The organism is Nannocystis exedens (assembly GCF_002343915.1).
Taxonomy (GTDB): Bacteria; Myxococcota_A; Polyangia; order Nannocystales; family Nannocystaceae; genus Nannocystis; species Nannocystis exedens.
On the sequence record NZ_NETK01000001.1, the window covers coordinates 2,229,003 to 2,250,268 of the forward strand.

The following is a 21,266-nucleotide window of genomic DNA, read 5'->3' on the forward strand; positions in this document are numbered from 1 at the left end:
CGGTCCCCAGGCGAGGTTCACGTGTCGATCGGCAGTGCGGCGAGGATCCGTCCGTCCCATAGCGGGGCGCATGGAGTCGCAGCGGCCAGCAGCGCGAGGGCAATGCCATTGACCCCGGTCAAAAAGCTGCTGTCCTTGTCCCATGAATCGGTCCCCGCGTGGAAACTCAGGTACCCGGCGATGCCGGCGTCGGGTCGTTGCATCGCGAGCGCGCGCGCGAACCATGCGCGCGCCGTGTCCCGGAACACCTCGTCGCCCGTCGCCTGGAACAGCCGATTGTACAAGTGGCCGAGGCCCGCGGCGCCGTGGCAGATCCCGGCGTCGCGCACGTCGTGCGCGCCGTCGAGGCGTGATGCGCCCTGACGGGCGATGGCCAGCGCGTCGCGGGTCCAGCTCGGCTGATGCACGGCGTGTGCGGCGCTCCACAAGGCGACGGCGATGCCCGCGTCACCGTAGCACCACGCCAGGCGCGCCGCCTCCCCACGCTCACCGGGCCTTGTCGAGTACGGAAAGACCGACTCGCTGCCGGGTGGCAGGCGCTGGGCGAGGGTCCATGCGACGGCGCCGTCCAGCAGCGCGCGCGCGCGCGGCACTTCGATCCCTGCGGCACAGACGGCGCCGAGCAGCGCGATGACCCCCGGGACCCCATGGGCGACGCCGAGGTCGTAGCCCGGGTCCTCGATCGGCCCGCCGGGGTTGCGATTGGGCCGCCACTCGCGCCGCGTACGCCAGGTTATTCCCTCGTCTCGTGGCTCCGCCGTCTCGCCGAGCCGCGCGACGACCTGGGCGAGGATCGTGGCCGCGCTCTCCCGGGGCAGGCGCTGCAGGGCGTACACACCGATGCCCACGAGGCCGGAGATCAGATCGTACGGCGCCGTCCACGGCGAGCGTGCGACGGTCCGCATCAACAAGGCGTCGACCGCCGCGTTGGGGTCGCCGTCGGCCTCGAACAGCCGACCGTGCAGGAGATCGATCGCCCAGCCGACGCCGGTGAGCCCGCCGAAGAGCGCCGCGCCGCGCTGGCCGTGGGCCCCGCTCCGGGTCGCGCGCTCGACGTATTGGAGCGCCTCGTCCTCGTATCCCTGTGCGGGCCACGCCTCCGCGAGGTGAGCGAAGAGCACCGCGTGCTCCGCGTCGATCGCCGCGTCGAGCCCTTCGCTCGGGGCTGCTCGTAGCGCGTCTGCGATCTGGCGCACCACGGAAAGCGCTCGCGCTGCGTGCTCGGGTTCGAGGACGGGCGTCCACAATGGAGAGACGACACGGGGAGTGCTCAAGCCTCACGGTCCTTCCGCGCTGCGCCACTATCGGCGGTGTCAGCGTCCCACGATTCGCCGCCCCGCTCTACTCAAAAATAATCGCAAACGGCCCGGGGCAGTCCGAGCGAAATCGTCTGAAGCCCGAATGAGCCAGGACCCGATCCGGCCCACACCGACGCACACCGCCCCACGCACACAAAACGCGCATCTCTATTCAGTGTTGCATGGATTCTGCTGTATGATACCCTCCCTTCTTGGTGCTTCGCCCGCCCGAGCTCGTGCCGGGAGCGGAGCACTCATGGGTGTCTGCGACTCTGTTGGATCGATTGGAGGTATCGACAATGAACAAGAAGAAAGATATGGCCGCGCATCAGAATACCGAGACGACCGCGCCGAAGAAGCTGAAGAAGTTGAAGGTCGAGGTCGACGTCGCCCGCGAATTGAGCGACGAAGATCTGCAGCACGTCATGGGCGGGAGCGCGACCGAGACCTGCACCCTTTCGTGCTACACCGTGTGCTATCCCATTTACTGCAATCACAACCAGGCGCCGCTGCGCCGTCCGATCGGCGCCGGGAGGCGCTGAGAGGAGCTGCGCCGGCGCCTCGCGGCGACCGAGGTGCGGCGCAGCGCTCTCCTCGTACGCGAGGAGGTACCCGAAAGGCCGGCCGGTCCCGTCGTCCTGGTCGAAGCGATGTCGCGTGAAAGGCTCCGCAAGAGGTTCCCATGAACCACCCGCTGCGCCCCCTCGGGTTCTTCGTCCTGCGCTCCCCATTGCTGCCGCTGGCGGAATGGTCGGATCCTGGACGGACGCTCGAGGGGCCAGCCGCCGCCGCAGCGGCGCCCGGCGGGGAGCATCGGGACGAGAGCGCCGACGGGGTCCTGGCGACGGCGCTCGAGCGTGACCGACTCCACCTCCGGCGCCAGCTCGCCGAGCTGCTGCTGCGGCCGGAGGTCCGCGAGGCCCTGTGGCTGGCTTCACCGGGGCTGTTCGATCGGCTCGGTGATTGGGCCGAGGCCCCCGGGAGCGAACGTGGTCAGGCCGTGGAACGCCCGCTGGTGCGCTATCACGCGCGAATGACCGGCCGCGCGACCCCCTTCGGGTTGTTCGCGGCGTGGTCGCTCGGCGACATCGACGACGAGACGGCGCTGACGCTCGGACCGCGCGCGCACTATCAGCGCGTGAGCCGCCTCGACATGGGCTATGTCGGCGCCCTGTGTCGCGCCCTGGAGCAGCACCCGGCGCTCCTGTCCACGCTGGTCCTGCGGCCCAATACGAGCCTCTTTCGAGGGCTCGACCGGCTGCGCTACGTGGCCGTCGCGACCGCGCCGGGCGGCGGCCGGCGCTATCGCTTCATGGCCGCGCGCGGGACAGAGGCGCTGGACGAGACGCTCGATCGAGCCGCAGCGGGCGCGAGCCTCGACGCGCTCGCGCAGGGCCTCGTCGAGCCGGACATCAGCCTCGACGACGCGCGGGATTTCGTGCGCGAGCAGGTCCAGCACCAGATCCTCGAGACGGATCTCGCCCCGATGCTCACGGGCGGCGGCCCCGACGACGCGATCGCGTCGACGCTCGGCCGATGCACGGAGACGGCCCCGCTCGGCGCAGCGTTCGCAGAGGTTCGCAGCGAGCTCGCGGCCCTCGACGCCGCGGGCGTCGGCAACGACGTCGAGCGCTACCGTGCCATCGCCGGCCGGCTCTCGGCCCTCGTCCCGTCGGTCTCGATCGATCTCGCCCGCCTGTTCCAGGTCGACCTCATCAAACCTGCGGCAGGCGAGCGCCTCCGACTCGGCGGGCCGCCCCTGGCCGAGCTCCTGCGCGCCGTGGCGATCCTCCACCGAGTGAGCGGCGCTCCCCCGGCGGACGACCCGCTGTCGGCCTTCCGCGAGGCGTTCGTGCGGCGGTACGGCGATCGCCAGCTCCCGCTGGCCCAGCTCGTCGACGACGACCTCGGCATCGCCTTCGAACGCGCCGACAGTGCGCTGCACATGCCGCTCGTGAAAGGCCTCTCCTTCCCCCCCACGCCGTCCCCTCGTCGTTGGGGCCGACGCGAGCGATTCCTCTATCGCCGCATCGGGCAGCTTCGCGGGCGCGGAGCCGCCGAGCCACCGCAACCATGGCACCTCTCGGAGGAAGATCTGCTGCGCCTCGAGGGAGGCGTCCCGCCACCGTTGCCGTCGACCCTGACCGCGATGGCGACGCTGGTCGCCGGCTCGCGCGCGGCCCTCGAAGCCGGCGAATTCCAGCTCCTGCTGCGAGGCGCCTTCGGTCCGTCGGCGGCCACCTTCTTCGGCCGCATGTGCCTCGGCTACCCCGAGCTCGACGAGCGGGTGCGCGCGGTGCTGCGGGCGGAAGAGGCGACCGATCCGGACGCGATCTTCGCCGAGATCGTGCACCTGCCGGAGGCGCGGGTCGGCAACGTCATCTGTCGCCCCGTGCTGCGCGACTACGAGATCCCGTACCTGGGCCGCTCGAGCGCTCCCGTGGATCGCCAGATCCCGATCACCGATCTGTGGGTGAGCGTTCGCGGCGATCGGGTGGTGCTCTGGTCGGCCCGGCTCGGGCGGCGCGTCCTCCCGCGGTTGACCAGCGCGCACAACTTCGCCATGCGGAACAACCTGCCGCTCTACCGCTTCCTCGGGTGGTTGCAGGGGCAAGGCGTCGCGAGTGCGCTGACCTGGAATTGGGGGGCGCTCGACGTGCTGCCCGCATTGCCGCGCGTGGTCGTCGGCCGCGCCGTGCTCGCGCGGGCCCAGTGGCGGGTCGAGCAGCATGAGCTCCGCGAGCTCGGGGCCGCCCGGGGAGACACGGCGCGCTTTCACCGGGTGCAGCGATGGCGCGCCCGTCGTCGGTTCCCGCGCCACGTCCTGCTGCAGGACGCCGACAACCTCCTGCCCGTCGATCTCGACAACGTGCTCTCCGTCGAGAGCTTCGTCCACCTGGTGAAGAACCGTGACGAAGCCGTGCTGCTCGAGATGTTCCCGGGACCCGACGAGCTCGTCGCCGAGGGGCCCGAGGGGCGCTTCGTGCATGAGCTCATGGTGCCGCTCGCCTCGGACGCCGGTGCCGGACAGCGCGAGGACGCTGGCGGCCGCCACGTCGTCGGGGCCGCGACGCAGCGGACGTGGGAGCACGGCTGGAGTTCGCTCCGACTCGAGGGCAGCAGCGCGGCGCTCGAGGGGGCGCTCCTGTACGCGGTGCCGCGGCTGCTCGGTGCGCCGGGAGCGGGCCGTTGGTGCTTCGTACGGACGTTCGACGCCGCCGGCGCAGCGATCGAGCTCTTCTTCGAACGCTCGACGGCCGAGGAGATCGCCGGGAAGCTCACCGAGATCGCGACGAGCCTCGCCCCTGCGCTCGACGAGGGGCGGCTCTCCCGGCTGTCGGTCTGCCGTGACGGCCCCCCGCCGTTTGACGCCGGCGCGATGTGGGGCAGCACGGCGGAGATCATGGCGGACCTGTTTCATCACGACAGTGTGGCCGCGCTCCACTTGCTCCGCGTGGTGCCAGCGGAGGAGCCGGCGCGGCCACGGCTGGCGGCTCACAGCCTGGCGCGGTTGTCGACGGCGCTGCGGCTCGATGGACCGACGCGAACCCGGGTCGCACGTGCCGCGCTCGGGCCCGGCTTCGCCACTGCCGGGCCAGGCGGCGAGGCTGGGCTCGACGACGGGGCGAACGGCCTCGTCGAGCTCGCCGAAATCACCGCAGCGCTCGATCGCCGCGCGCACGCCCTGTCCGGCGCCGCGGCGGCGCTCGAGCGGATCGAGCCGCCCACCGACCGCGAGCTCGTGGTCGTGCGAGTCGCGGTCTCCTGCGTCGATCGGCTCCTCGGCCCGGCGAGAGCGCGGTCATTGAGCCGAGCGCGAGCATCGTGAGCGCTTGCCTCCGCCTCGGGGCCTTCGCCTCGCTCACGCAGGTGGTCGGCGGACGCGTCGATCGACGCTGCCGCGGCGATGATCAGCACCGCGGCGACGATTGAAATGATTCGCTCGCGGAGCTCGCCCGCGATGCCCAGCGTTTCAACACGTCCGTGGTCTTCGCGGATGCCGGCGCTGGGCTCGACGGCGCTCCAAGCGCCAGCCCGAGCGGGGGCCGGGTAAGTCTCGGTCGGCGAAAACCCCCGACCCGCTCCGCACCTGCACGATCGCCCGACATCGCCCATGTTCGCCACGGCGCCCGCGCTTCGCCCCGGCCTCGCTCGCGAGGACCCCGTCGTGGCATTCTCCGGGGAGCGCCTGATTGCCGCGCAGGAGAAGACATTGAACTCGGACCATGAGCTGACCCAGCTGCGTCACCGCGTCGCGGTGCTCGAGCGCAGCGAGACGCGTTACCGCAACATCTTCGAGAGCTCCCCGATCTCGCTGTGGGAGGAAGACTGGTCCGCGGTCAAGCAGCACCTCGACCGGCTCCTCGCCACCGGCGTCGAGCTCGACGAGTATCTCCGACACCACGTCGACGACGTCGTCGCTTGCGTGAGTTTGGTGCGGATCCTCGACGTCAACCGGGCCACGCTCGAGCTCTGCGGCGCCGCGAACAAGGAGCAGTTGCTCGGGGCGTTGTCGGTCGTCTTTACCGAGCACTCTCTCGACACGTTCCGGCGCGAGCTCGTCGCCCTGGCGAGCGGGGCGACGTCGTACGAGGAAGAGACGATCATCTGTACGCTCCTCGGCGAGGAGCGGAACGTCATGTTCCGCGTCGTCATCAGCGCGGACAGCGAGCGGACGTGGGAGCAGTGCTTCGTGTCGATCGTCGACATCACCGACCGCAAGCGAGCGGAGGAGGCGCTGCGCCTGAGCAAGGAGGAGACGATCCAGGCGCAGCGAGAGATGCTGGCGAGGCTGTCCGCGCCTGTGATCCCGATCAGCGACGACGTCATCGTCATGCCGTTCATCGGCCGGCTCGACCAGACGCGCATGCAGCAGGCCCTGGGCGTGCTCCTCGAAGAGGTGCAGCGGCTCCGGGTGACCACTGCCATCCTCGACGTCACCGGCGTCCCCGAGATCGACGGGGAGGCCACGCAGGGGCTCATCCAGGCCGCGCAGGCGGTGAAGCTGCTCGGCGCGCAGGTGGTGCTGACGGGGATCCGCCCGGAGATCGCGCAGCGGCTGGTCGCCCTTGGCTCCGACCTGGACCAGCTCGTCACCCGCGGGACCCTGCAGACCGGGATCGCGTTCGCGATGCAGGGCGATCGCAAGCGACGCTGATCGAGGGACCCCGAGCGATTTCCGCCCACGAGACCCACGGGTCGCCATGCCCATCCGATCAGCTCGCTTTGCGCGGTAGAACTCGGCCGCGGGCGCAATTCGCTCCCCGCTGGTGATGCGGGCCCTCGTGTTCTCGCTCGGCACCGACCTGCCCGCCCGGACAGGAAGGTGCTGCATGGCCCGCTTCGGGAGGAAGGACGGCCGCGCCGCGAGGCGCGGTGCGAGCGAGCCGGGGCCGCCGGGGGCGGCGACCTCGTGGCTCAGGTGAAGACGCCGAAGGTCACGACCCCGGCGACGAAGCCGGGCAGCCGCGCGAGGGCGTACTCGGGCGTGACGACATAACGTCGGTCCTCGTCGTCGAAGTACCCCGAATTGAAATAGACGTACATCACCTCGGGGGAGGCCGCGCGCAGCAGGCGGTCCGCCTTCGCCAGCGCCGCGCGATCGCCGGGCGAGAAGTAGATCTCGGGGTTGACGCGGATCTGTTCGTTGCGCGCGTAGAAGATGTTGTCCCGCGCCTTCCGCCCCGTCCGCGTGGCGAACGGGCGATCGATACGCAGGGTCTCGCGGGCCCCCAGCCCGAGAGCGGCGCGGAGCTCGTCCAGCGAATCCGCCGGCGCGACGAATGGATAGTAGGGCACGTCGGAGTCCGTGGAGTACACGACGTCCTTGAGCGCCGCCGCCACGGCGCGCGCCAGCGCGACCGCCGATTCCCAGTTCGACCACGAGCGGACGTGTTCGGCGATGCGCGCGGTCGCGGGGAAGAAGCCCCAGTTCGTCAAGACGCCCGAGATGAATGGCGCCTCGCCCGGGAAGTTCTCGTCGCGCTGTTGATTGCACTGATGGAACAGGTTGTCGGCGTCGAGCCGCACGAGCCGCCCCACCCTGGCGCTCGCTTCGGCAGGCACGCCGGTGACGTCGAGCGACAGGACGAACTCCTCGCCGGCATCACCGGCCTTCTTGTCGTCCTCGTCGTCACCCGCGTCGTCGGCCTCGTTCTCCTCGTCCTCCTCGTCCTCCTCGTCCTCCTCGCTCGCGTCCTCCTCCTCGTCCGCGTCCTCCTCGCCCTCCTCGCTCGCGCCCTCGTCGTCGTCCTCGCCCTCCTCGCTCGCGTCCTCGTCCTCCTCCTCGGCCTCGCTTCCCTCGTCTTCATCAGCGCCGACGGCATCATCCCCCCCGCGCTGCGTGAGGAGCTCATAGGCGACAGGGATCAACTTATCGCCGAAGACGAGCTGTTCGCGCGTGCGCCAGGCGAGCGCGAGGTTCGAGGCGGCGAGCGCCTCGATCGCCCACAGGCGGCGGCCCATCGGCGCGTCGCTGCGGACGAGCGCCGAGAGCTGCGCTTCGCTGCCGCCGACGGGCAACGGCTCGAGCGTGGTCCAGTCGGCGTCGGCACGGAGCTGTCCCGGATGTGCCTCGTCATGAAGCACTCGGGGGGCCGGGAGCGCGGCGCCAGGATAAACCTGAAGGACGTACCGCACCGGCGAGGTCGATCCCTCCGCGCCGAGTCGGGATACACGGACCATGTAGGTGCCGCTCTCGACCGGGAATTCGTCGCGCTTCTCATCGCCGTCGGTGACCAGGACGGCGCCTCCGTGGCCGATCTCCACGCTCGCCTCGACCACCCACGTCGCCTCGGGTGCACGCGCCGGCGGTGCGTCGGCGCGGAGCTCGACGAAGATGGGCACGCTCGCGTCCTGCGGGAGGACGACGCCGATCACGCCCGGCGCGACGCCCAGCGGACCCTCCTCCCAGGGGTCGTTGGCGTAACGACCGTCCCAGGTCGTCGCCGCCCGGTCGTGCGGAGCGTGGGTGAAGTCCTCGGCGAGCGCGAGCGCGTCACCGAAGAAGAACTGGCGGTTGGCTGTGTGTCTCCATGTCTCGAGCGAGACCGGGCGGGGGGCGTCGTTCATGGCGGCGTCTATATCATCCCTCCACCTGACACGTGTCTCGATTTGCAAGAGATCGCATGCACGTGACAATCGACCGAGCCACTATACGCATGTAGGGTGCTGCTTCCGAGATCCGCGCTGCCGTCGGCGACTTGACATCCGCGCGTTGAACCATTTCGCAGTCGAGCACCGCACGAAGGAGCTCGACCAGGCGCTCCGGGTTCAGCGGACTCCCAGGCTCGGGAGTGTCGCGAAGAGGCTGCTCACTGGGTCTTGCGGACGTCCTGGAAGGGCTCGCCTCGATTCCCCGCCTTCGTGTCGCCGAGGAGGTCGAGCGGCTTCGGCTTCCCCTCCCCGCGTTCGCGGTGACTCGCCGCGTCATGTTGCCGATGCGGGACCACCGGGTCTCGTCGGGGTGGCCTCGCGTCCAAAGCGACGGCTCGCGCCGCGAGCTCGACGGACGCCCACGCGTGCGCGTGCGCGTGGCCTCGCGATCGCGCGACGCGCTCGCGCGCCAGCGCCCGGGCGAGGTGACGGCGATCATCCCGTACGGCCGCGCCCACTGTCGACCGGCGGCTCCTCGTGGACCGACGATGGTTCGCGGCCCTGCCCGGATTCGCGGCCACTCGACTGTGCGGTCCCCAGAATCTCGTCCTGTCCGCGCACGAGCGCGGGCATTGCCTCTGCCGAGAAACGTGACGCGCGCCGGCGAGACCGAGCGCGAGATCGCCCGCGGCGAAGGGGTCATGGTCCCGGATTGCTACGAGCCCCGTGTGCCCTTCAAACCGGCGGCCGCTCGGGAAACTGCGAATCGGAGTTGCGGGTCGAGGGGTCGCAATTCAAGAGAGGGATGGCGCCGAGGTGCGGGCCGAAGCGGGTCGACGGCATCGGCTCCGAGCCGGTCGCCTCGTTCCCGGCGAGACCGGGCAGCGAAGGCCGGCACGGCGAAAAATTCGCCGGCCGGCGCGATCGGTCGCCCGGCTGCGGGCACTCCTCCGGCAGAGACAACGAGCGAATCATGACCGAAGATCACGGCAAAGCGCTGCGCGAGCGGCTGGAGGCCCCGAAGTACAACAAGATGCTGAAGCAGTGGGTCGGCCGGGGCGAGCTCGACTACGAGGTGTATCTGCAGACCCGGCGGCTGCTCGCGCTGCAGTTCACCGCGGAGGAGCGCGTCACCCACGACGAGCTGCTGTTCCAGATCGCCCACCAGACGCAGGAGCTGTGGCTCAAGCTCGTGTCCGAGGAGCTCGCGGCGGCGATCGATCTGCTCGACGCCGGCGACCTGTGGGGCGCCTCGGCCCTGCTCGAGCGGGCGGCGCGGATCGGCGAGTGCCTCGTGCACGAGATGGCGGTGATCGAGACGCTGACGCCGGCGCGCTACCAGGCGCTGCGGCGCAACCTCGGCAACGGCAGCGGGCAGGAGTCGCCGGGCTACAACGCGCTGCGGCTGGCGACCGACGCGGTCGGCGAGGCGCTCGCGCGGCTGCTCGCGCGCCGCGAGGTCGCGCTGGCCGACGTGTACGCGACCGAGGTCGCGCCCGACATCCGCCACGTCGCCGAGCGCTGCGTCGACCTCGACGAGGCGCTCCAGCGCTGGCTGATGCGCCACTTCCTGCTGGTCCGGCGGACGATCGGCGTCGACGCCAAGGTGCAGGCGCTCGACGGGCTTCCGACGCGCGTGCTCGCGGGGCGCATGAGCCAGCCGTTCTTCCCCGCGCTGTGGGACGTCCGCGTGCAGCTCACCGCCGGCTGGAGCCGCGAGGGCGGGACGCCGACCGGCGACCGCTGGGCCGCCCGCGCGCGCGCCGAGGCCGCCGCGGACGACGAGCGCCGCCCGGTCGCGCTCGTCGCGGAGGCCCGCCGATGACCCGCCTGCGCGACGAGTTCCCGGTGCTCGCGACCTGCGTGTACCTCAACAGCAACTCGACCGGCGCGTTCCCCCGCGACGCCGCCCGCGTGCTCGCGGAGTACGGCGAGCGCCTGACGCGCTGGCGCGACGAGACGTGGGAGGACTGGCTGGCGGCGCTGCGCCGCTACCACGCCGGCGTCGAGCGCCTGCTCGGGGCGCCGGCCGGCACGGTGATGACCGACGCGAGCGCGAGCGCGCTGCTCGGACGCTTCGCGTCGTGCTTCGACTACCGAAGCGGGCGCCCGCGGGTCGTCACCACGAACCGCGAGTTCCCGTCGACCGGCTTCCTGCTGCGCGCGATGGCCCGCTACGGGCTCGAGCTCGAGGTCGTCGACGTCGAGCGCGACGACCTCGCCCCGGAGGCGGCGATCGCCGCCGCGCTCGACGAGCGCACCGCGTTCGTCGTCGTCTCGCACGCGAGCTTCGCCACCGGCGCGCTGCTCGACCTCCGCGCCCTCGCCCGCGCGGCGCACGACGTCGGCGCGCTGCTGGTCGTCGACGCCTATCAGTCGCTCGGCGTGGTCCCGCTCGACGTGATCGCCGACGACGTCGACGTCGTCCTCGGCGGCGCCCACAAGTGGCTGTGCGGCTCGACCGAGCTCGCCTTCATGTACGTCCGGCGCGCGCTGCTGTCGACGCTCGAGCCGGCGTTCACCGGCTGGATGGCGACCGACGCCCCGCTGTCGTTCGCGCCGCGCAGCGCGTACGCCGGGGACGCCTGGCGCTTCGCCTGCGGGACCCCGCAGGTGCTCCCGGCCCTCGTGTCGCAGCGCGGCCTCGATTTGCTGCTCGGCGTCGGCGTCGCGGCGATCCGCGCCCACTCCCTCGCCTGCACCGCGCGGATCGTCGCGCGCTGCGGCGCCGAGGGGATCGCCATCGCCACGCCGCCCGAGCCCGATCGGCGCGGAGGGATCGTCGCGCTGCGGTTCCCCGGCTCGCAGCAGGTGCAGCAGCGGCTGCTCGCGGCCGGCCACGTCACGAGCTGGCGCGGCGTGCTGCGGATCGCCCCGCACATCTACAACACCTTCGAAGAGATCGACGCCTGCCTCGATCGCCTGATCGCGGAGAGACGAGCCGCCGTATGAGCCCCACGCTGGCCACCACCCTGCACTGGATCTGGAACGGCGCCCGCGCCCGCGAGGTGATCGAGGTCGCCCTCGACAGCGGCCTCGTCGCCGACCTCGAGGCCGCCCCCGACGCCCCGCTCGCCGCGCTCGCCGAGCGCCACCGCATGCTGCCGGAGCGGCTGTACAAGCTGCTCGACGCGCTCGAGTCGCTCGGGCTGGTCGTGCGCACGCCGGCGTTCGCCGAGGCGAGCGCCGCCCGCTACCGCCTCGCCGACGGGGCCGCCGCCGCGCTGGCGCAGGTGTGCGGCCGCGAGCGCGACCGCGAGCGGTACCCCTGGCGAGCCCTGCACGGCGAGCTGACCGCGGTGCTGCGCGGCGCGCCCGGGGTTCCGCGCGAGGGCTTCGCCTGGCCGCCGGCGACCGCGGAGCAGACCGAGCGCTTCGAGGCGAGCATGGTCGCCGGCCTCGGCCCGATCATCGCCAGCTTCCAGGCTCACGCCGCGCGGCTGTTCGCCGGCCGGCACGACCGCCCGCTGCGCGTGCTCGACGTCGGCGGCGGCGACGGCACGCTGGCGCGGTGGATCGCCGAGACGCACCCGCACGTGCGCGTCGATGTCCTCAACCTGCCGGCGGTCCGGCCGCTGTTCGAGCGCGTCCGCGCCGACTCGTCGGCGCGCGACCGGCTGGGCTTCGTCGCCCTCGACTTCCTCGCCGAGCCGCTGCCGCCCGGGTACGACCTGGTCACCTTCGTGCGCGTGCTCCACGACTGGCCGGCCGAGGTCGCGGAGCGGCTGCTCGCGGGTGCCGCCGCGGCGCTCGCACCCGGCGGGCGCGTCGTCGTGTGCGAGGAGTTCCGGACGCCCGAGCGGCTGGCCGCGCAGTTCTTCTGGACGTACTTCCTGATCGGCGTCGACGGCTGCGCGAGCCGGCTGCGCGAGGCGGAGGCGTACGTCGCCTGGCTGACGCGCCTCGGCCTCGAGGACGTCGCGGTGCTGCCCGGCGCCCACGAGCTGGTGGCCGGCACGGCGCGACCTTCGACGGCCGTGATGCCGTCGCAGCCGCAATGAGACAACCTGCTGTCGACATCGCGTCCGCGTCGCCGCAGGCGGCGCAGCGGACGACGGCTCCCGGACGTGTTCGGAAAGCAGCTGCGTCGAGCAGCACCGCCGACGCGGTGCCGCCGATCGTGACGGCACCCGGATCTTGATGTGTTCGTCCGAAAGCTGTGTCGAGCCGACACGTGCCGCCGCTCGTGAGGGCACCGTACCTCGGTGTATTCCGGAGCCGCGTGTCGCCGGCACGTGCCGCCGCTCGTCGAGCTACCGCCGTCGCTAAAAGCGCCCTCGCGCAGTGCCGGCGCCTGGTCGACGCGTTCGCGGCGAATCGTCCCCGAGCATGCCGCTCGGGGCATTCGTCAGAAGCGAATCATCAGCCCGCCGGGCCCGGCCGCGATCCGCTGCTTGCCGAGGGCCTGGCGACGCAGCCCGTAGTGCGCCGCGACGACGCCGATCACCGCGAACGGCAGCGCCACGACGAAGCCGATCAGGCTGCTCGTCCGCGCGTGCCTGGCCGCCTCGTCGCGCTCGGCCCTGGTCGAGAACGACTTCTTGCCGGACTCGATCGCGTCGCCGCGGGCGATGAAGAAGAAGCCGACGCCGAGCCCCACCAGGGCGGCCACGCCCGCCGCGCCGGCGACCGCGAGGTAGCGATTGGCGGATCGCTGCATCTCGCCGCGCCACGCCTGCTCGCGCGCCCGGTCGGCCTCGTCGAGCTGGACCAGGCGGGCCTCGCTGGCGGCCACGCCCTGCCTGGCGCGCGCCAGGTCGGCCTCGGCCGCGTCCACGGCCTGCGCCGCGGCGGTCGCCTCGCCGCGCAGCTTCGCCAGCGCGGCCTCGTCGGCGTCCGCCGAGCTGGTCTTGCGGCCAGGTGTGGGCAGTGCGCCGGACTGCACCGGGACCCACGGATCGGCGAGGCCGTCGTCGCGCAGGGCGGCCGCGACGGCGTCCCTGGCCGCCCCGCGCGGCAGGTCGCGCAGCGCCGCCTCATGGTGCTTGCGGCGGAGCTTCAAGGCGGCCTTGCGGCACGGCTCGAGCCCCGCGATCGCGGCGTCGCGCGCCGGCTCGGACACGTACTCGGCGAGCTGGCGCCGCAGCGCGATCAGGCGCTCGACCTCGAGGGTGCAGCCGGGCGCGCCCGCGCGGGCCTCGGCGATCGCCTGCGCGTAGCGCTCGCCGTCCCGCTGCCGCGCCCCGGCGTCGGCGTCGGCCCCGCTCTCGGCGGCCCGCAACCCCGCCGCCGCCGCGTCCTCGGCCTCCCTGGCCTTTCGGACAGCCTCTCCGGCCTCCGCCTCGGCGGCCCGCATCGCGCGACCGGTCGCCTCCTCCTCGGCGTGCGCCTGCAGGTCCTTGCCGGGCATCGCCGGCGGGGCGAGGCGGCATGCACCGGCCGCGAGCGCCAGCGCCACCAGGCTCGCAGGAATCGCGTGACGTCGAGGGCGAGGCATTCGCAGCGGTCGGAGTATCGCCGACTCGCGGGCCCCCCTCAAGCCTCGCGCCCCGCGGACTTGCGCGGTCCATGCGGCCGAGAGAGCGGCCCGAGCGCGGGCGGTGATGCAAGCCCTGAGCACGGCGAGGAGGGCGACCTGTCGACGACACGACTGCGCGGGCCGCGGCCCGAGGATGAGGCCGTTTCGCCGCCGTGGCCCGCCGCTCGCCGCATTGGCCGCGCATCGGCGCTCGTGTCATGGACCGGCGCATGACCGACGAGCCGACCCTCTACGAAGTGATCCGCGAGCAGCACCGCGAGGTGCTCGGGCGGCTCGACGCGCTGGCGGGAGAGGAGGATGTCGCACGGCGAGAGGAGCTGTTCGCGGAGCTCCACGACCTGCTCGAGCGCCACGCACGGGCCGAGGAGTCGGTCGTCTACGACGCGCTCGCGCGCGAGGACCGGACGCGCCCGCTCGCCGAGCGCGCGCGGGCCGACCACGCCGAGGTGCGCCGGTTGCTCGCCGAGCTCGACGAGACGACCGGCGAAGACGATCGCTGGCACGAGATCATCGCGGCGCTGCGGCAGGCGGTGCGGGATCACGTGGCGCTCGAGGAGCAGGCGATCTTCGAGGCCGTGCGCGAGCTCGTCGGGGACGGCCAGGCGCGCACGCTCGCCGAGACCTTCACGGCGATCGAGGCGGGTGGCGACGACGACGCGCCGAGCGGCGGTCGCATGACGAGCGAGCACGACGGGCAGAGCCCGGGCCGCCCGCCCGGTCCGGCAGAGCCCGCGCATGACCCCCGCCCCGGCCGACTGCTCGGCGCGCCGGAGCAGTTCAACTACGGCACCGCCGGCGGCCTGGGGCGCAGCGCGTTCACCGGCCGCAGCTCGGGGCGGCGTGCTTTCAAGCAGCTATGCCGGCGTCGGGCCGGTCGCTCACCCGCGCTCCGATGCGAGCCTCGTCGACGATGTGCAGCACGTCCTGACGCACTCGCCGGAGGTCGGCGCCGGCGACGTCGAGGTCCGCGTCGAGGCCGGCGAGGTGACGCTGTCCGGTTCGGTCGAAGATCACGCGGCTCGCCGCAGGATCGAGGACCTGGTCGTCGCCGTCAGCGGCGTGCGCGTCGTCAGCAATCACCTGCGAGTCCGCCGGCCCGAGTCCTAGCACGGCCCACCGCGACGAACGAGCGGCGCACGTCGGCCTCGCACCGTGGAAGGCTCACCGCGTCGATGACCGGCGATCCTTCGCGCACCACCACAACGGGAACCCCTGGTCCTGTGGAGCAACGACGGTTCGCAGACGTCGCAGGGCGACGCCTACAACACGTATCGCTTCGACGGCGCTCCCTGAAGTCACCGAGCGACGCGAAGCTCGCGTGTGGGCGCGGGCCCGCGGCCTCGAGCCGTCATTCCGGCAGCTCGGCCGGCGCGCAGACGAATGCGCCCGCCTCGCTCGCCGGCACGCAATTCTCCGCCGCGGCGCACGTCGAGGGCTGCGACGGGGTGCAGGTCGGGAGGCACAGCGGCAAGCCGAGCTCGCCGAGGAGCAGGCAAGCCTCGCCGGCCTCGGTGCAGCCCGGCTCGATGCCCTCGCAGAAGCCGACGCAAATGCCCGTGAGAGCGCCGGGCGCTTCAGCCCAACACAGGGACGCAGGTCCGCACGTGTCGTGATATCCGGCCGTCTCGACTCCCGCGATCTCGCAGGGCTCGCCAGGCAGGCCGGTGCTCGCCGAGACGCACTTCGTGCGGTCCCACTCCCCGCCGTCTTCGCTGTAGGGAATGCACTTGCTGGCGGGCCCACATGAATCTTGCGTCAGGTCGCACTCGAGCGGGCAATCGAACACCTCGGCGCACGCGGCCGCGATGGCGAGGTCGCGGTCCGCGTGGCAGCGCTCGTGCCGCTCGCCGACGGCCCGGAGGCACTCGCGGCCCTCGTCGGGCCGATACGTGCACCCGCGCTCCACCTGCGCGAGCTGCTCCTCCTCGACCTCGCGACGACAGCGCTCCACGTCACCGCCGTACATCGTGTAGAAGGACGTGTACGTGCTGCCGTCCCAGCACTTCTCCTGCCGCTTGCATTCCAGCTTGGCGAAGCGGCGCGCGAACGATGGCGCGTCCCGGCCGGGGCAGCCTGCCACGATCAGGACGAACGCCAGAGTGCGAGCATGGATGATCGCGCGGTGCCGCCTCACCGGCCGAGTCTTACACGCTGTCGGCGCGTGGAGGGACCAGAGGGCAGCTGCACCCACGCCCCACGTCGACAATACCGAGGTCGCCCCGCGAACCCCCGGCGGGCCGAACGCAGGCCCGGCGGCAGCTCCGCCAGGCGCGCCGGCCTCGTGCGCTCGGGCGTCGGCGCGGCGAGCCACGGCGCGCTCCTGCTCGCGCTGTGACATGCGACCCTTCGAATCGCCGGCGCGGGGGATGAAGGTCATGTCAATGGTGGGAGCGCTTGCGTTCCCCACCCGGTCCCCAGGGACCCGGCAGCGCAGGGCGCGCGACGCCCCCGCAGCTGCGGGGATCTCCCGGTCGCATGGCGGCGAAACCCGCGAGCTCGTAACGAGCCGCGACGGCACCTCCCAGGAGCGAAACGATTTTGGATCGCAGTTCAGGGGTAGCGGCTCTTTACTTTGAGGAGGAAAATGACATCGTGAACGACAATCCATCGATTCCCAGCAGATCGGTAGCGTGTCGGACCTGATCTCGTACCTGCAGCAGCTGCAGTGGATGTTCGGAGGCGACTTGCCGGTGTCGACCGACGTCCGAGAGCGCGTCATGCCCTGGTTCATTGCGAACAACCTCATGCTGGTGATCAACCCCGGGCCGTCGTCGGCGTGACCCGCCATGCCGCCGGGCGGACGAACGGCCGCCCGGCGGCCGACCGCACCAACCCTTCATCCACGGGAGAAGCGACATGATCCGCGCGATGACCCTCCTCGGCCTCTTGCTCGTCTTGTCGGCGACCTCGCCCGCCCGCGCGCAGGGCTTCGTCGACGTGAACGGGCTCGCGGCCCTGAACGAGCGCCCCCCCGCGAAGCCGCGGCTGTTCGACGTGGCCTTCGCGACCGCGGCGATCGACCCGAAGGATCCCGTCCTGCCCTCCTCGAGCGCGATCGAGCAGCCCGAGGCGCGCGCGCGGATCCTCCTGCCCGCGAGCTACGACGACGGCCAGGAGGACGCGTATCCCGTGCTGTTCCTGCTCCACGGCGGGACGGGCTCCTACGTCGACTGGACGGCCGACGGCGACGCCGACGTGCTCGCCGCGGGTCTCGAGCTCATCGTCGTGATGCCCGAGGGCGGCGGGAAGGGCTGGTACACCGATTGGTTCGTCCGCGAGGCCGACGACACGCCGCGCTACGAGACCTTCCACATTCACCAGCTCGTCCGCTGGATCGACGTCAACTTCCGCACCTACGGGACGCGGGAAGGCCGGGCGATCGCCGGGCTCTCGATGGGCGGCTTCGGTGCGCTCTCGTACGCGGCGCGGCACCCCGACCTCTTCGTCGCCGCCGCGTCCTTCTCGGGCGGCCTCGACATGACCTACTCGCCGCAACAGCTCATCGTCTGGGCGTCGGGCATCGGCGCCGCGGCGAACGCGAACGCGATCTTCGGCCCCTACAACAACGAGCCGTCGTGGGCGCACAACGCCCAGCAGCTCAACTACCGCGCGCACAACCCCGTCGACCTCGTGGCGAACCTCGGGCCCGTCGACCTCACCTACTACAGCGGGACGGACGACGACGCGCACATCCACGCCGTGAACCAGCGCTTCCACGCCGCGGTCGAGGCCGCCGGCTTCGATCCGGAGCGCTCGCTCTGCACGGGCGGCGCGTGCACCGTCGTGCAGCCCGGCACCGGCCCGCGCTACGTCGAGGAGACGCTCGCGGATCACAGCTTCACCTGGTGGAACCCGTGGCTCGCCGACTGGCTGCCGCACCTGATGGCCGTGTTCGCAGCGCCGCCGCCGGCGCCGACCGCCTTCGAGTACACGAGCGCCGACGACGAATTCGGCGCGTTCGGCTACGAGGTGACCATGACGCGCGCCGTCGCCGAGCTCGCCACGCTCGTCGTCGACGGGCCCGGGGGCTTCACCCTCGACGGGAGCGGCGCGGCCGAGGTGACGACCGCGCCGCTGTACGTCCCGAGCGCCCCCTACCGCCTCTCGATCGAAGACGGGCAAGGCGCGGCCACCGAGTACACGGTCCTCGCCGACGCGAGCGGCCGGCTCACCACGCCGCTCGTCGTCCTCGGCCCCGACAACCCGTACCAGCAGTACCAGGGCGCCTCGTCGACGTTCTACACGGCGAGCGTCTCGATCACGCCGCTCTGACGCTCCCCCGACCGGCCCGCGGCCCCTCACCCCGCCGCTGCGACCGGCTCGTAGCCACGGCGGCTCGTCGAACCCCGGGACATCGAGGGGGTCGCGAGGTCGCCACGGCGAACGAACAGCTCCATGCACCACGCCGAGGTGCTCCTCGGCGCACTGCGAGCACCCATCCTCGTATCGCCCCTCCGGCGGTGTGGTTCGTCCGCACAACCTGCAGGCGACGAAAGACGCCCGCCGCGCCGCGACGCGGCGTCCATCGCGGGGCGCACCGCCGCCAGCCGCTCGACCGGGTCGACGGCGCACGGCCTGCATCGACGAGCCTTCTCACCGCGGCAGCGCGTACGGCGGCTCGACGGTCGCCGCCCAAGCGTTTTCGCCGGTGCTGCGGTGCATCGTGCCGCACGCGGACGGCAACGCGACGCCCGTGATGGGTCTGGTGAAGTCGGCGACCAGCTGGCGCCAGTGCTCGTGGCAGCCGAGGAGCGTCGGCGCGAGCCTCGACACCTCGTGGCCCTCCTCGCCGCGGGCCGGGTGCCGCTGCTCCTTCAAGGCGTATTCGCAGCGCTCGACCTGCCGGCACACTGATTCGGCGGTCGGCATGCCCGCGAGAGTCCGCTCGAGATCCGCGTCTCGTCGGGCGCCGAGGGCCATGTGGACGAGGCCGCTCACGTCGGCGATTTCGGCGAACACGCGGTGCTCGCCGGTCGGCACGCCCGCGCGCGGCGAGATGTACCAGATTCTTGACGGCCCCTCGGCGACCCATACCACCGCGTCGCGGCGATCGTCGCGGGTCCAGCGGGTCAGCGGCCACTGATCCCACGCGCCGCTGGAGTCACGCACGGAGATCCGGTCGCGCGCGATACAGACGTCCACCGACGGACCGAGGTTGGTCACGGTTCGCCGACACCCGAACAGCCGCTCGAGCGGTGCGGCGCGCGGCGGGACGCGACCGAGGCGGCGGAGCTCGTCACACCCGGGCTCGTCGATGCCGGACAGGCAGAAGCCCTCGGTGAGGTACAGCGTGTCGCAGCCGCTCAGCGCGCCCGCGTCGCACGAGGAGCGCGCGAGGGTCAGGCCACGGCGACGATCGTCTGCGGCCTCGGCGGACACGAGCGCCTGCGACAGCCACGCGCAGCCGCACGCCGGGTCGGCGGCACAGCGGCGCTCGAGGGTCGCGCGCGCGGCCTCGCGGGCGGCGCGATCGTGGAGGAACGCGATCACGCAGCTCGGGGCATCGCCGGCGGCGCACGTATCTGCGCAGGCGTCGGGGACGGCATCCGAGCACGGGGCCGCCGGCACGTCGTCGCACGCGCGGCTCTCGACCGGAGGTCGCCGCGAGGCGTGCGCGTCTGAAGTCGATCCGGAGTAGCGACACCCGGTTGCCGTGAACATGAGGCCGCAAGACAGGACCGCGATGATGGACACGAGCAAGCGACGCACGCGCGCAACGTTATCCGCATCGCGCGTGCGCCACCAGGGGATCTTGCTACGGCGTCGGATGGCGGGGTTCGCCGACGCACGGCGACCTTCGAGGGACGAGAGCGAGCGCGTTACACGTCAGTCTGGTGGGGCACCACGGGGTCGAGGACGCGAACGGGGGTGATATCGCGCACCAGGACGAGTGCGCGTTCCGGCTGATCGACGGAGCCGACGGGACGGTGCGCACGCAGATCCGCAACTCGAGCGGGACGATCCACGAATACCTCGTGATCGCCGACCTCGACGGCGACGCGACGGCGGAGGTGCTGGTGATCGCCAACCCGAGCGCGGAGAGGAGCAACGCCGGCTGCGTCGCGGCCGACGAGGGGCCCAGACCAGGGATGTCGGGGGGGCAGTTCGCCCGCACGGCGAGATACCTCGGACGTCAATCGATCCAGGCCAACAGCTCGGTGGCCTCGGTCATGGCGGTGCCGTCGCCGCGTCGGCGGGCGAGATGGAGGAATCGCCGGCCAGCGACTCGACCCAGCTCGACGTCGAGGACGTCGATCGTGCGCGAGACGAGGCTCGAGGCGTCGTGCCGCCAGGCGAAGCCCGACCACGCGCCGAAGCTCCCTTGCAGCCCGTCGATCCGCTCGGGACCATCGACGACGACCTCGTCGCCGTAACGCGCGCGTCCGCCAGCCTCGATCGCCAGCAGGTCGAGGGCCGCGAGGGGCTCAGGCGCGGAGAACCGCAACGCGCCGCGTTCGACCCGGACCTCGAGGTCGCGCTTGTCAGCCTCGACGACGATCGGGTGCTCGTACGCATGGAGGAGCTGCTGGTACTCGGCCTCGCTCACCCCGAGGTTCGGGTGGTACGGCAACGGGGCGCCGGGCGGCAATTGCAGCTCCGCGAGGTACTGCTGCACCCACGCCTCCTGCGTCGCCACGGCCCGGGCGAACCGCGTCTGCACGCCGGCGAGCTCCGCCGGGATCGACATCACGAATGGGACCGCGGTGTAGCGCCCCGGCCGCAGATCGAGCCAGTGCTCGGGCGTCTGCGGGGCCGCGGCGTCGGCCAGCGGAGCGACCGATACGGCGGCCGGAGGAGCCTGGTTCGGCGACGCGGGGCTGGGCGACGAATCGCCTGCGCAGGCGACCAGCGCGAGGACGGCTGCGACGGGGGCGTTGCTCCGCATGACGTGGGACGATCGTACGTCCAGGCCGCGGGCGTCAAGCCGACTCGATCCTTTGGGAGCGGGCAAAATCTCCTGCGTGTCGGCCCTCTCGTCGCTTCCCCTGGATCCGGACTCACTTCATGGGCATTCTGGACCGCTTTCACCGTGGCTTCGCCGCGGGACCACGCCTCGGAGGTTACCTTCCTCACCCGCATGTGCCGCATCGTGCACCTCATCCACCGCCGCGACGGCGAGACGGCGTCCTCCGCGACGCACCGGGGTGGAGCGAAGCCCGTTCAAGCGCTGCGACGTCGCAGGAGCTCGACACGCGAGAGAGGTGCCGTCAGGCGTCGCCTCGAGCTCTTTTGCGATCGTCCCATGGGCCCGACGAGCGTGAACGGATCGTGGACGATGACGCGGATCGCCGCGGCGAGCTCCGGCTCGAGCCGCGACCGCTCCGTGTCCTCGCTCCTCACGAAGGCAACGCGCCGCCGCTGCCAGAGGTGGAGGAAGCGAAACGGACACCGAC

At 72.0% G+C, this 21,266-nt stretch carries 15 protein-coding genes and 1 pseudogene; 10 read left to right on the top strand and 6 right to left on the bottom strand.

Annotated features, from left to right (window positions below; translation table 11 throughout):
* Nucleotides 1-17: 17 nt before the first annotated feature.
* The gene (locus NAEX_RS08665) at nucleotides 18-1,247 is read right to left on the bottom strand and encodes a lanthionine synthetase C family protein (RefSeq protein ID WP_170135569.1); all 1,230 of its coding nucleotides are present in this window, start codon (nucleotides 1,245-1,247) and stop codon (nucleotides 18-20) included.
* Between the two features lie 350 nt (nucleotides 1,248-1,597).
* On the opposite strand from NAEX_RS08665, the gene NAEX_RS08670 reads away from it, so the two are divergent.
* From NAEX_RS08670 to NAEX_RS08680, 3 genes are all read left to right on the top strand, one after another.
* On the top strand, nucleotides 1,598-1,840 hold the full coding sequence (locus NAEX_RS08670; protein WP_143141237.1) for a hypothetical protein: 243 nt from the start codon (nucleotides 1,598-1,600) through the stop codon (nucleotides 1,838-1,840).
* A gap of 140 nt (nucleotides 1,841-1,980) precedes the next feature.
* Nucleotides 1,981-5,127: a lantibiotic dehydratase gene (locus NAEX_RS08675; RefSeq protein WP_096327047.1), complete on the top strand. Its 3,147-nt coding sequence runs from the start codon at nucleotides 1,981-1,983 to the stop codon at nucleotides 5,125-5,127.
* A 384-nt stretch (nucleotides 5,128-5,511) separates the two neighbouring features.
* Nucleotides 5,512-6,456: an STAS domain-containing protein gene (locus tag NAEX_RS08680; RefSeq protein ID WP_170135570.1), complete on the top strand. Its 945-nt coding sequence runs from the start codon at nucleotides 5,512-5,514 to the stop codon at nucleotides 6,454-6,456.
* Between the two features lie 260 nt (nucleotides 6,457-6,716).
* On the opposite strand, the gene NAEX_RS08685 is transcribed toward NAEX_RS08680, so the two are convergent.
* The gene (locus NAEX_RS08685; RefSeq protein ID WP_096327049.1) at nucleotides 6,717-8,369 is read right to left on the bottom strand and encodes a hypothetical protein; all 1,653 of its coding nucleotides are present in this window, start codon (nucleotides 8,367-8,369) and stop codon (nucleotides 6,717-6,719) included.
* A gap of 997 nt (nucleotides 8,370-9,366) precedes the next feature.
* On the opposite strand from NAEX_RS08685, the gene NAEX_RS08690 reads away from it, so the two are divergent.
* From NAEX_RS08690 to NAEX_RS08700, 3 genes are read left to right on the top strand one after another with little or no spacing between them, the layout of a single operon-like run.
* Nucleotides 9,367-10,218, top strand: coding sequence for a tryptophan 2,3-dioxygenase family protein (locus NAEX_RS08690; protein WP_096333556.1), 852 nt, complete (start codon nucleotides 9,367-9,369; stop codon nucleotides 10,216-10,218).
* A complete protein-coding gene (locus NAEX_RS08695; protein ID WP_096327050.1) occupies nucleotides 10,215-11,345 on the top strand; it encodes an aminotransferase class V-fold PLP-dependent enzyme in 1,131 nt (376 codons plus the stop codon). The genes NAEX_RS08690 and NAEX_RS08695 overlap by 4 nt, the downstream gene beginning before the upstream one ends.
* Entirely contained in the window at nucleotides 11,342-12,394 is a 1,053-nt protein-coding gene (locus NAEX_RS08700; protein WP_096327051.1) for a methyltransferase, read from the top strand. The genes NAEX_RS08695 and NAEX_RS08700 overlap by 4 nt, the downstream gene beginning before the upstream one ends.
* 347 nt (nucleotides 12,395-12,741) lie before the next feature.
* Here NAEX_RS08700 and NAEX_RS08705 read toward each other — a convergent pair whose 3' ends face one another.
* On the bottom strand, nucleotides 12,742-13,830 hold the full coding sequence (locus tag NAEX_RS08705) for a hypothetical protein (protein ID WP_143141238.1): 1,089 nt from the start codon (nucleotides 13,828-13,830) through the stop codon (nucleotides 12,742-12,744).
* Between the two features lie 251 nt (nucleotides 13,831-14,081).
* Between NAEX_RS08705 and NAEX_RS54415 the strand changes: the two are divergent.
* Both NAEX_RS54415 and NAEX_RS53720 read left to right on the top strand, forming a co-directional pair.
* A pseudogene (locus tag NAEX_RS54415) lies at nucleotides 14,082-14,387 on the top strand (hemerythrin domain-containing protein); the annotation flags it as partial.
* Between the two features lie 220 nt (nucleotides 14,388-14,607).
* Nucleotides 14,608-14,979 carry a BON domain-containing protein gene (locus NAEX_RS53720; protein ID WP_096327053.1) on the top strand — a complete coding sequence of 124 codons (372 nt, stop codon included), beginning with the start codon at nucleotides 14,608-14,610 and terminating at the stop codon, nucleotides 14,977-14,979.
* A gap of 241 nt (nucleotides 14,980-15,220) precedes the next feature.
* On the opposite strand, the gene NAEX_RS08720 is transcribed toward NAEX_RS53720, so the two are convergent.
* Complete coding sequence (locus NAEX_RS08720; RefSeq protein WP_096327054.1) at nucleotides 15,221-16,006, bottom strand: hypothetical protein; 786 nt, start codon at nucleotides 16,004-16,006, stop codon at nucleotides 15,221-15,223.
* A 496-nt stretch (nucleotides 16,007-16,502) separates the two neighbouring features.
* On the opposite strand from NAEX_RS08720, the gene NAEX_RS49855 reads away from it, so the two are divergent.
* Nucleotides 16,503-16,652 (top strand): hypothetical protein, encoded by a 150-nt coding sequence (locus NAEX_RS49855; RefSeq protein WP_170135572.1) that lies wholly within the window; start codon nucleotides 16,503-16,505, stop codon nucleotides 16,650-16,652.
* Nucleotides 16,653-16,728: 76 nt separating this feature from the next.
* Nucleotides 16,729-18,144: an alpha/beta hydrolase gene (locus NAEX_RS08725; protein ID WP_096327055.1), complete on the top strand. Its 1,416-nt coding sequence runs from the start codon at nucleotides 16,729-16,731 to the stop codon at nucleotides 18,142-18,144.
* 321 nt (nucleotides 18,145-18,465) lie between these two features.
* On the opposite strand, the gene NAEX_RS08730 is transcribed toward NAEX_RS08725, so the two are convergent.
* The gene (locus tag NAEX_RS08730) at nucleotides 18,466-19,362 is read right to left on the bottom strand and encodes a hypothetical protein (protein ID WP_096327056.1); all 897 of its coding nucleotides are present in this window, start codon (nucleotides 19,360-19,362) and stop codon (nucleotides 18,466-18,468) included.
* Nucleotides 19,363-20,005: 643 nt separating this feature from the next.
* A complete protein-coding gene (locus NAEX_RS08735) occupies nucleotides 20,006-20,758 on the bottom strand; it encodes a hypothetical protein (protein WP_096327057.1) in 753 nt (250 codons plus the stop codon).
* Nucleotides 20,759-21,266 lie beyond the last annotated feature (508 nt).

Excerpts from the sequence above, each read along its gene's own strand:
- NAEX_RS08700 (WP_096327051.1), top strand. The coding sequence starts at position 11,342 with ATGAGCCCCACGCTGGCCACCACCCTGCACTGGATCTGGAACGGCGCC.
- NAEX_RS53720 (WP_096327053.1), top strand. The coding sequence starts at position 14,608 with ATGACCCCCGCCCCGGCCGACTGCTCGGCGCGCCGGAGCAGTTCAACT.
- NAEX_RS08725 (WP_096327055.1), top strand. The coding sequence starts at position 16,729 with ATGATCCGCGCGATGACCCTCCTCGGCCTCTTGCTCGTCTTGTCGGCG.
- NAEX_RS08695 (WP_096327050.1), top strand. The coding sequence starts at position 10,215 with ATGACCCGCCTGCGCGACGAGTTCCCGGTGCTCGCGACCTGCGTGTAC.
- NAEX_RS08670 (WP_143141237.1), top strand. The coding sequence starts at position 1,598 with ATGAACAAGAAGAAAGATATGGCCGCGCATCAGAATACCGAGACGACC.
- NAEX_RS08690 (WP_096333556.1), top strand. The coding sequence starts at position 9,367 with ATGACCGAAGATCACGGCAAAGCGCTGCGCGAGCGGCTGGAGGCCCCG.
- NAEX_RS08735 (WP_096327057.1), bottom strand. The coding sequence starts at position 20,758 with ATGCGGAGCAACGCCCCCGTCGCAGCCGTCCTCGCGCTGGTCGCCTGC.
- NAEX_RS08685 (WP_096327049.1), bottom strand. The coding sequence starts at position 8,369 with ATGAACGACGCCCCCCGCCCGGTCTCGCTCGAGACATGGAGACACACA.
- NAEX_RS08705 (WP_143141238.1), bottom strand. The coding sequence starts at position 13,830 with ATGCCTCGCCCTCGACGTCACGCGATTCCTGCGAGCCTGGTGGCGCTG.
- NAEX_RS08675 (WP_096327047.1), top strand. The coding sequence starts at position 1,981 with ATGAACCACCCGCTGCGCCCCCTCGGGTTCTTCGTCCTGCGCTCCCCA.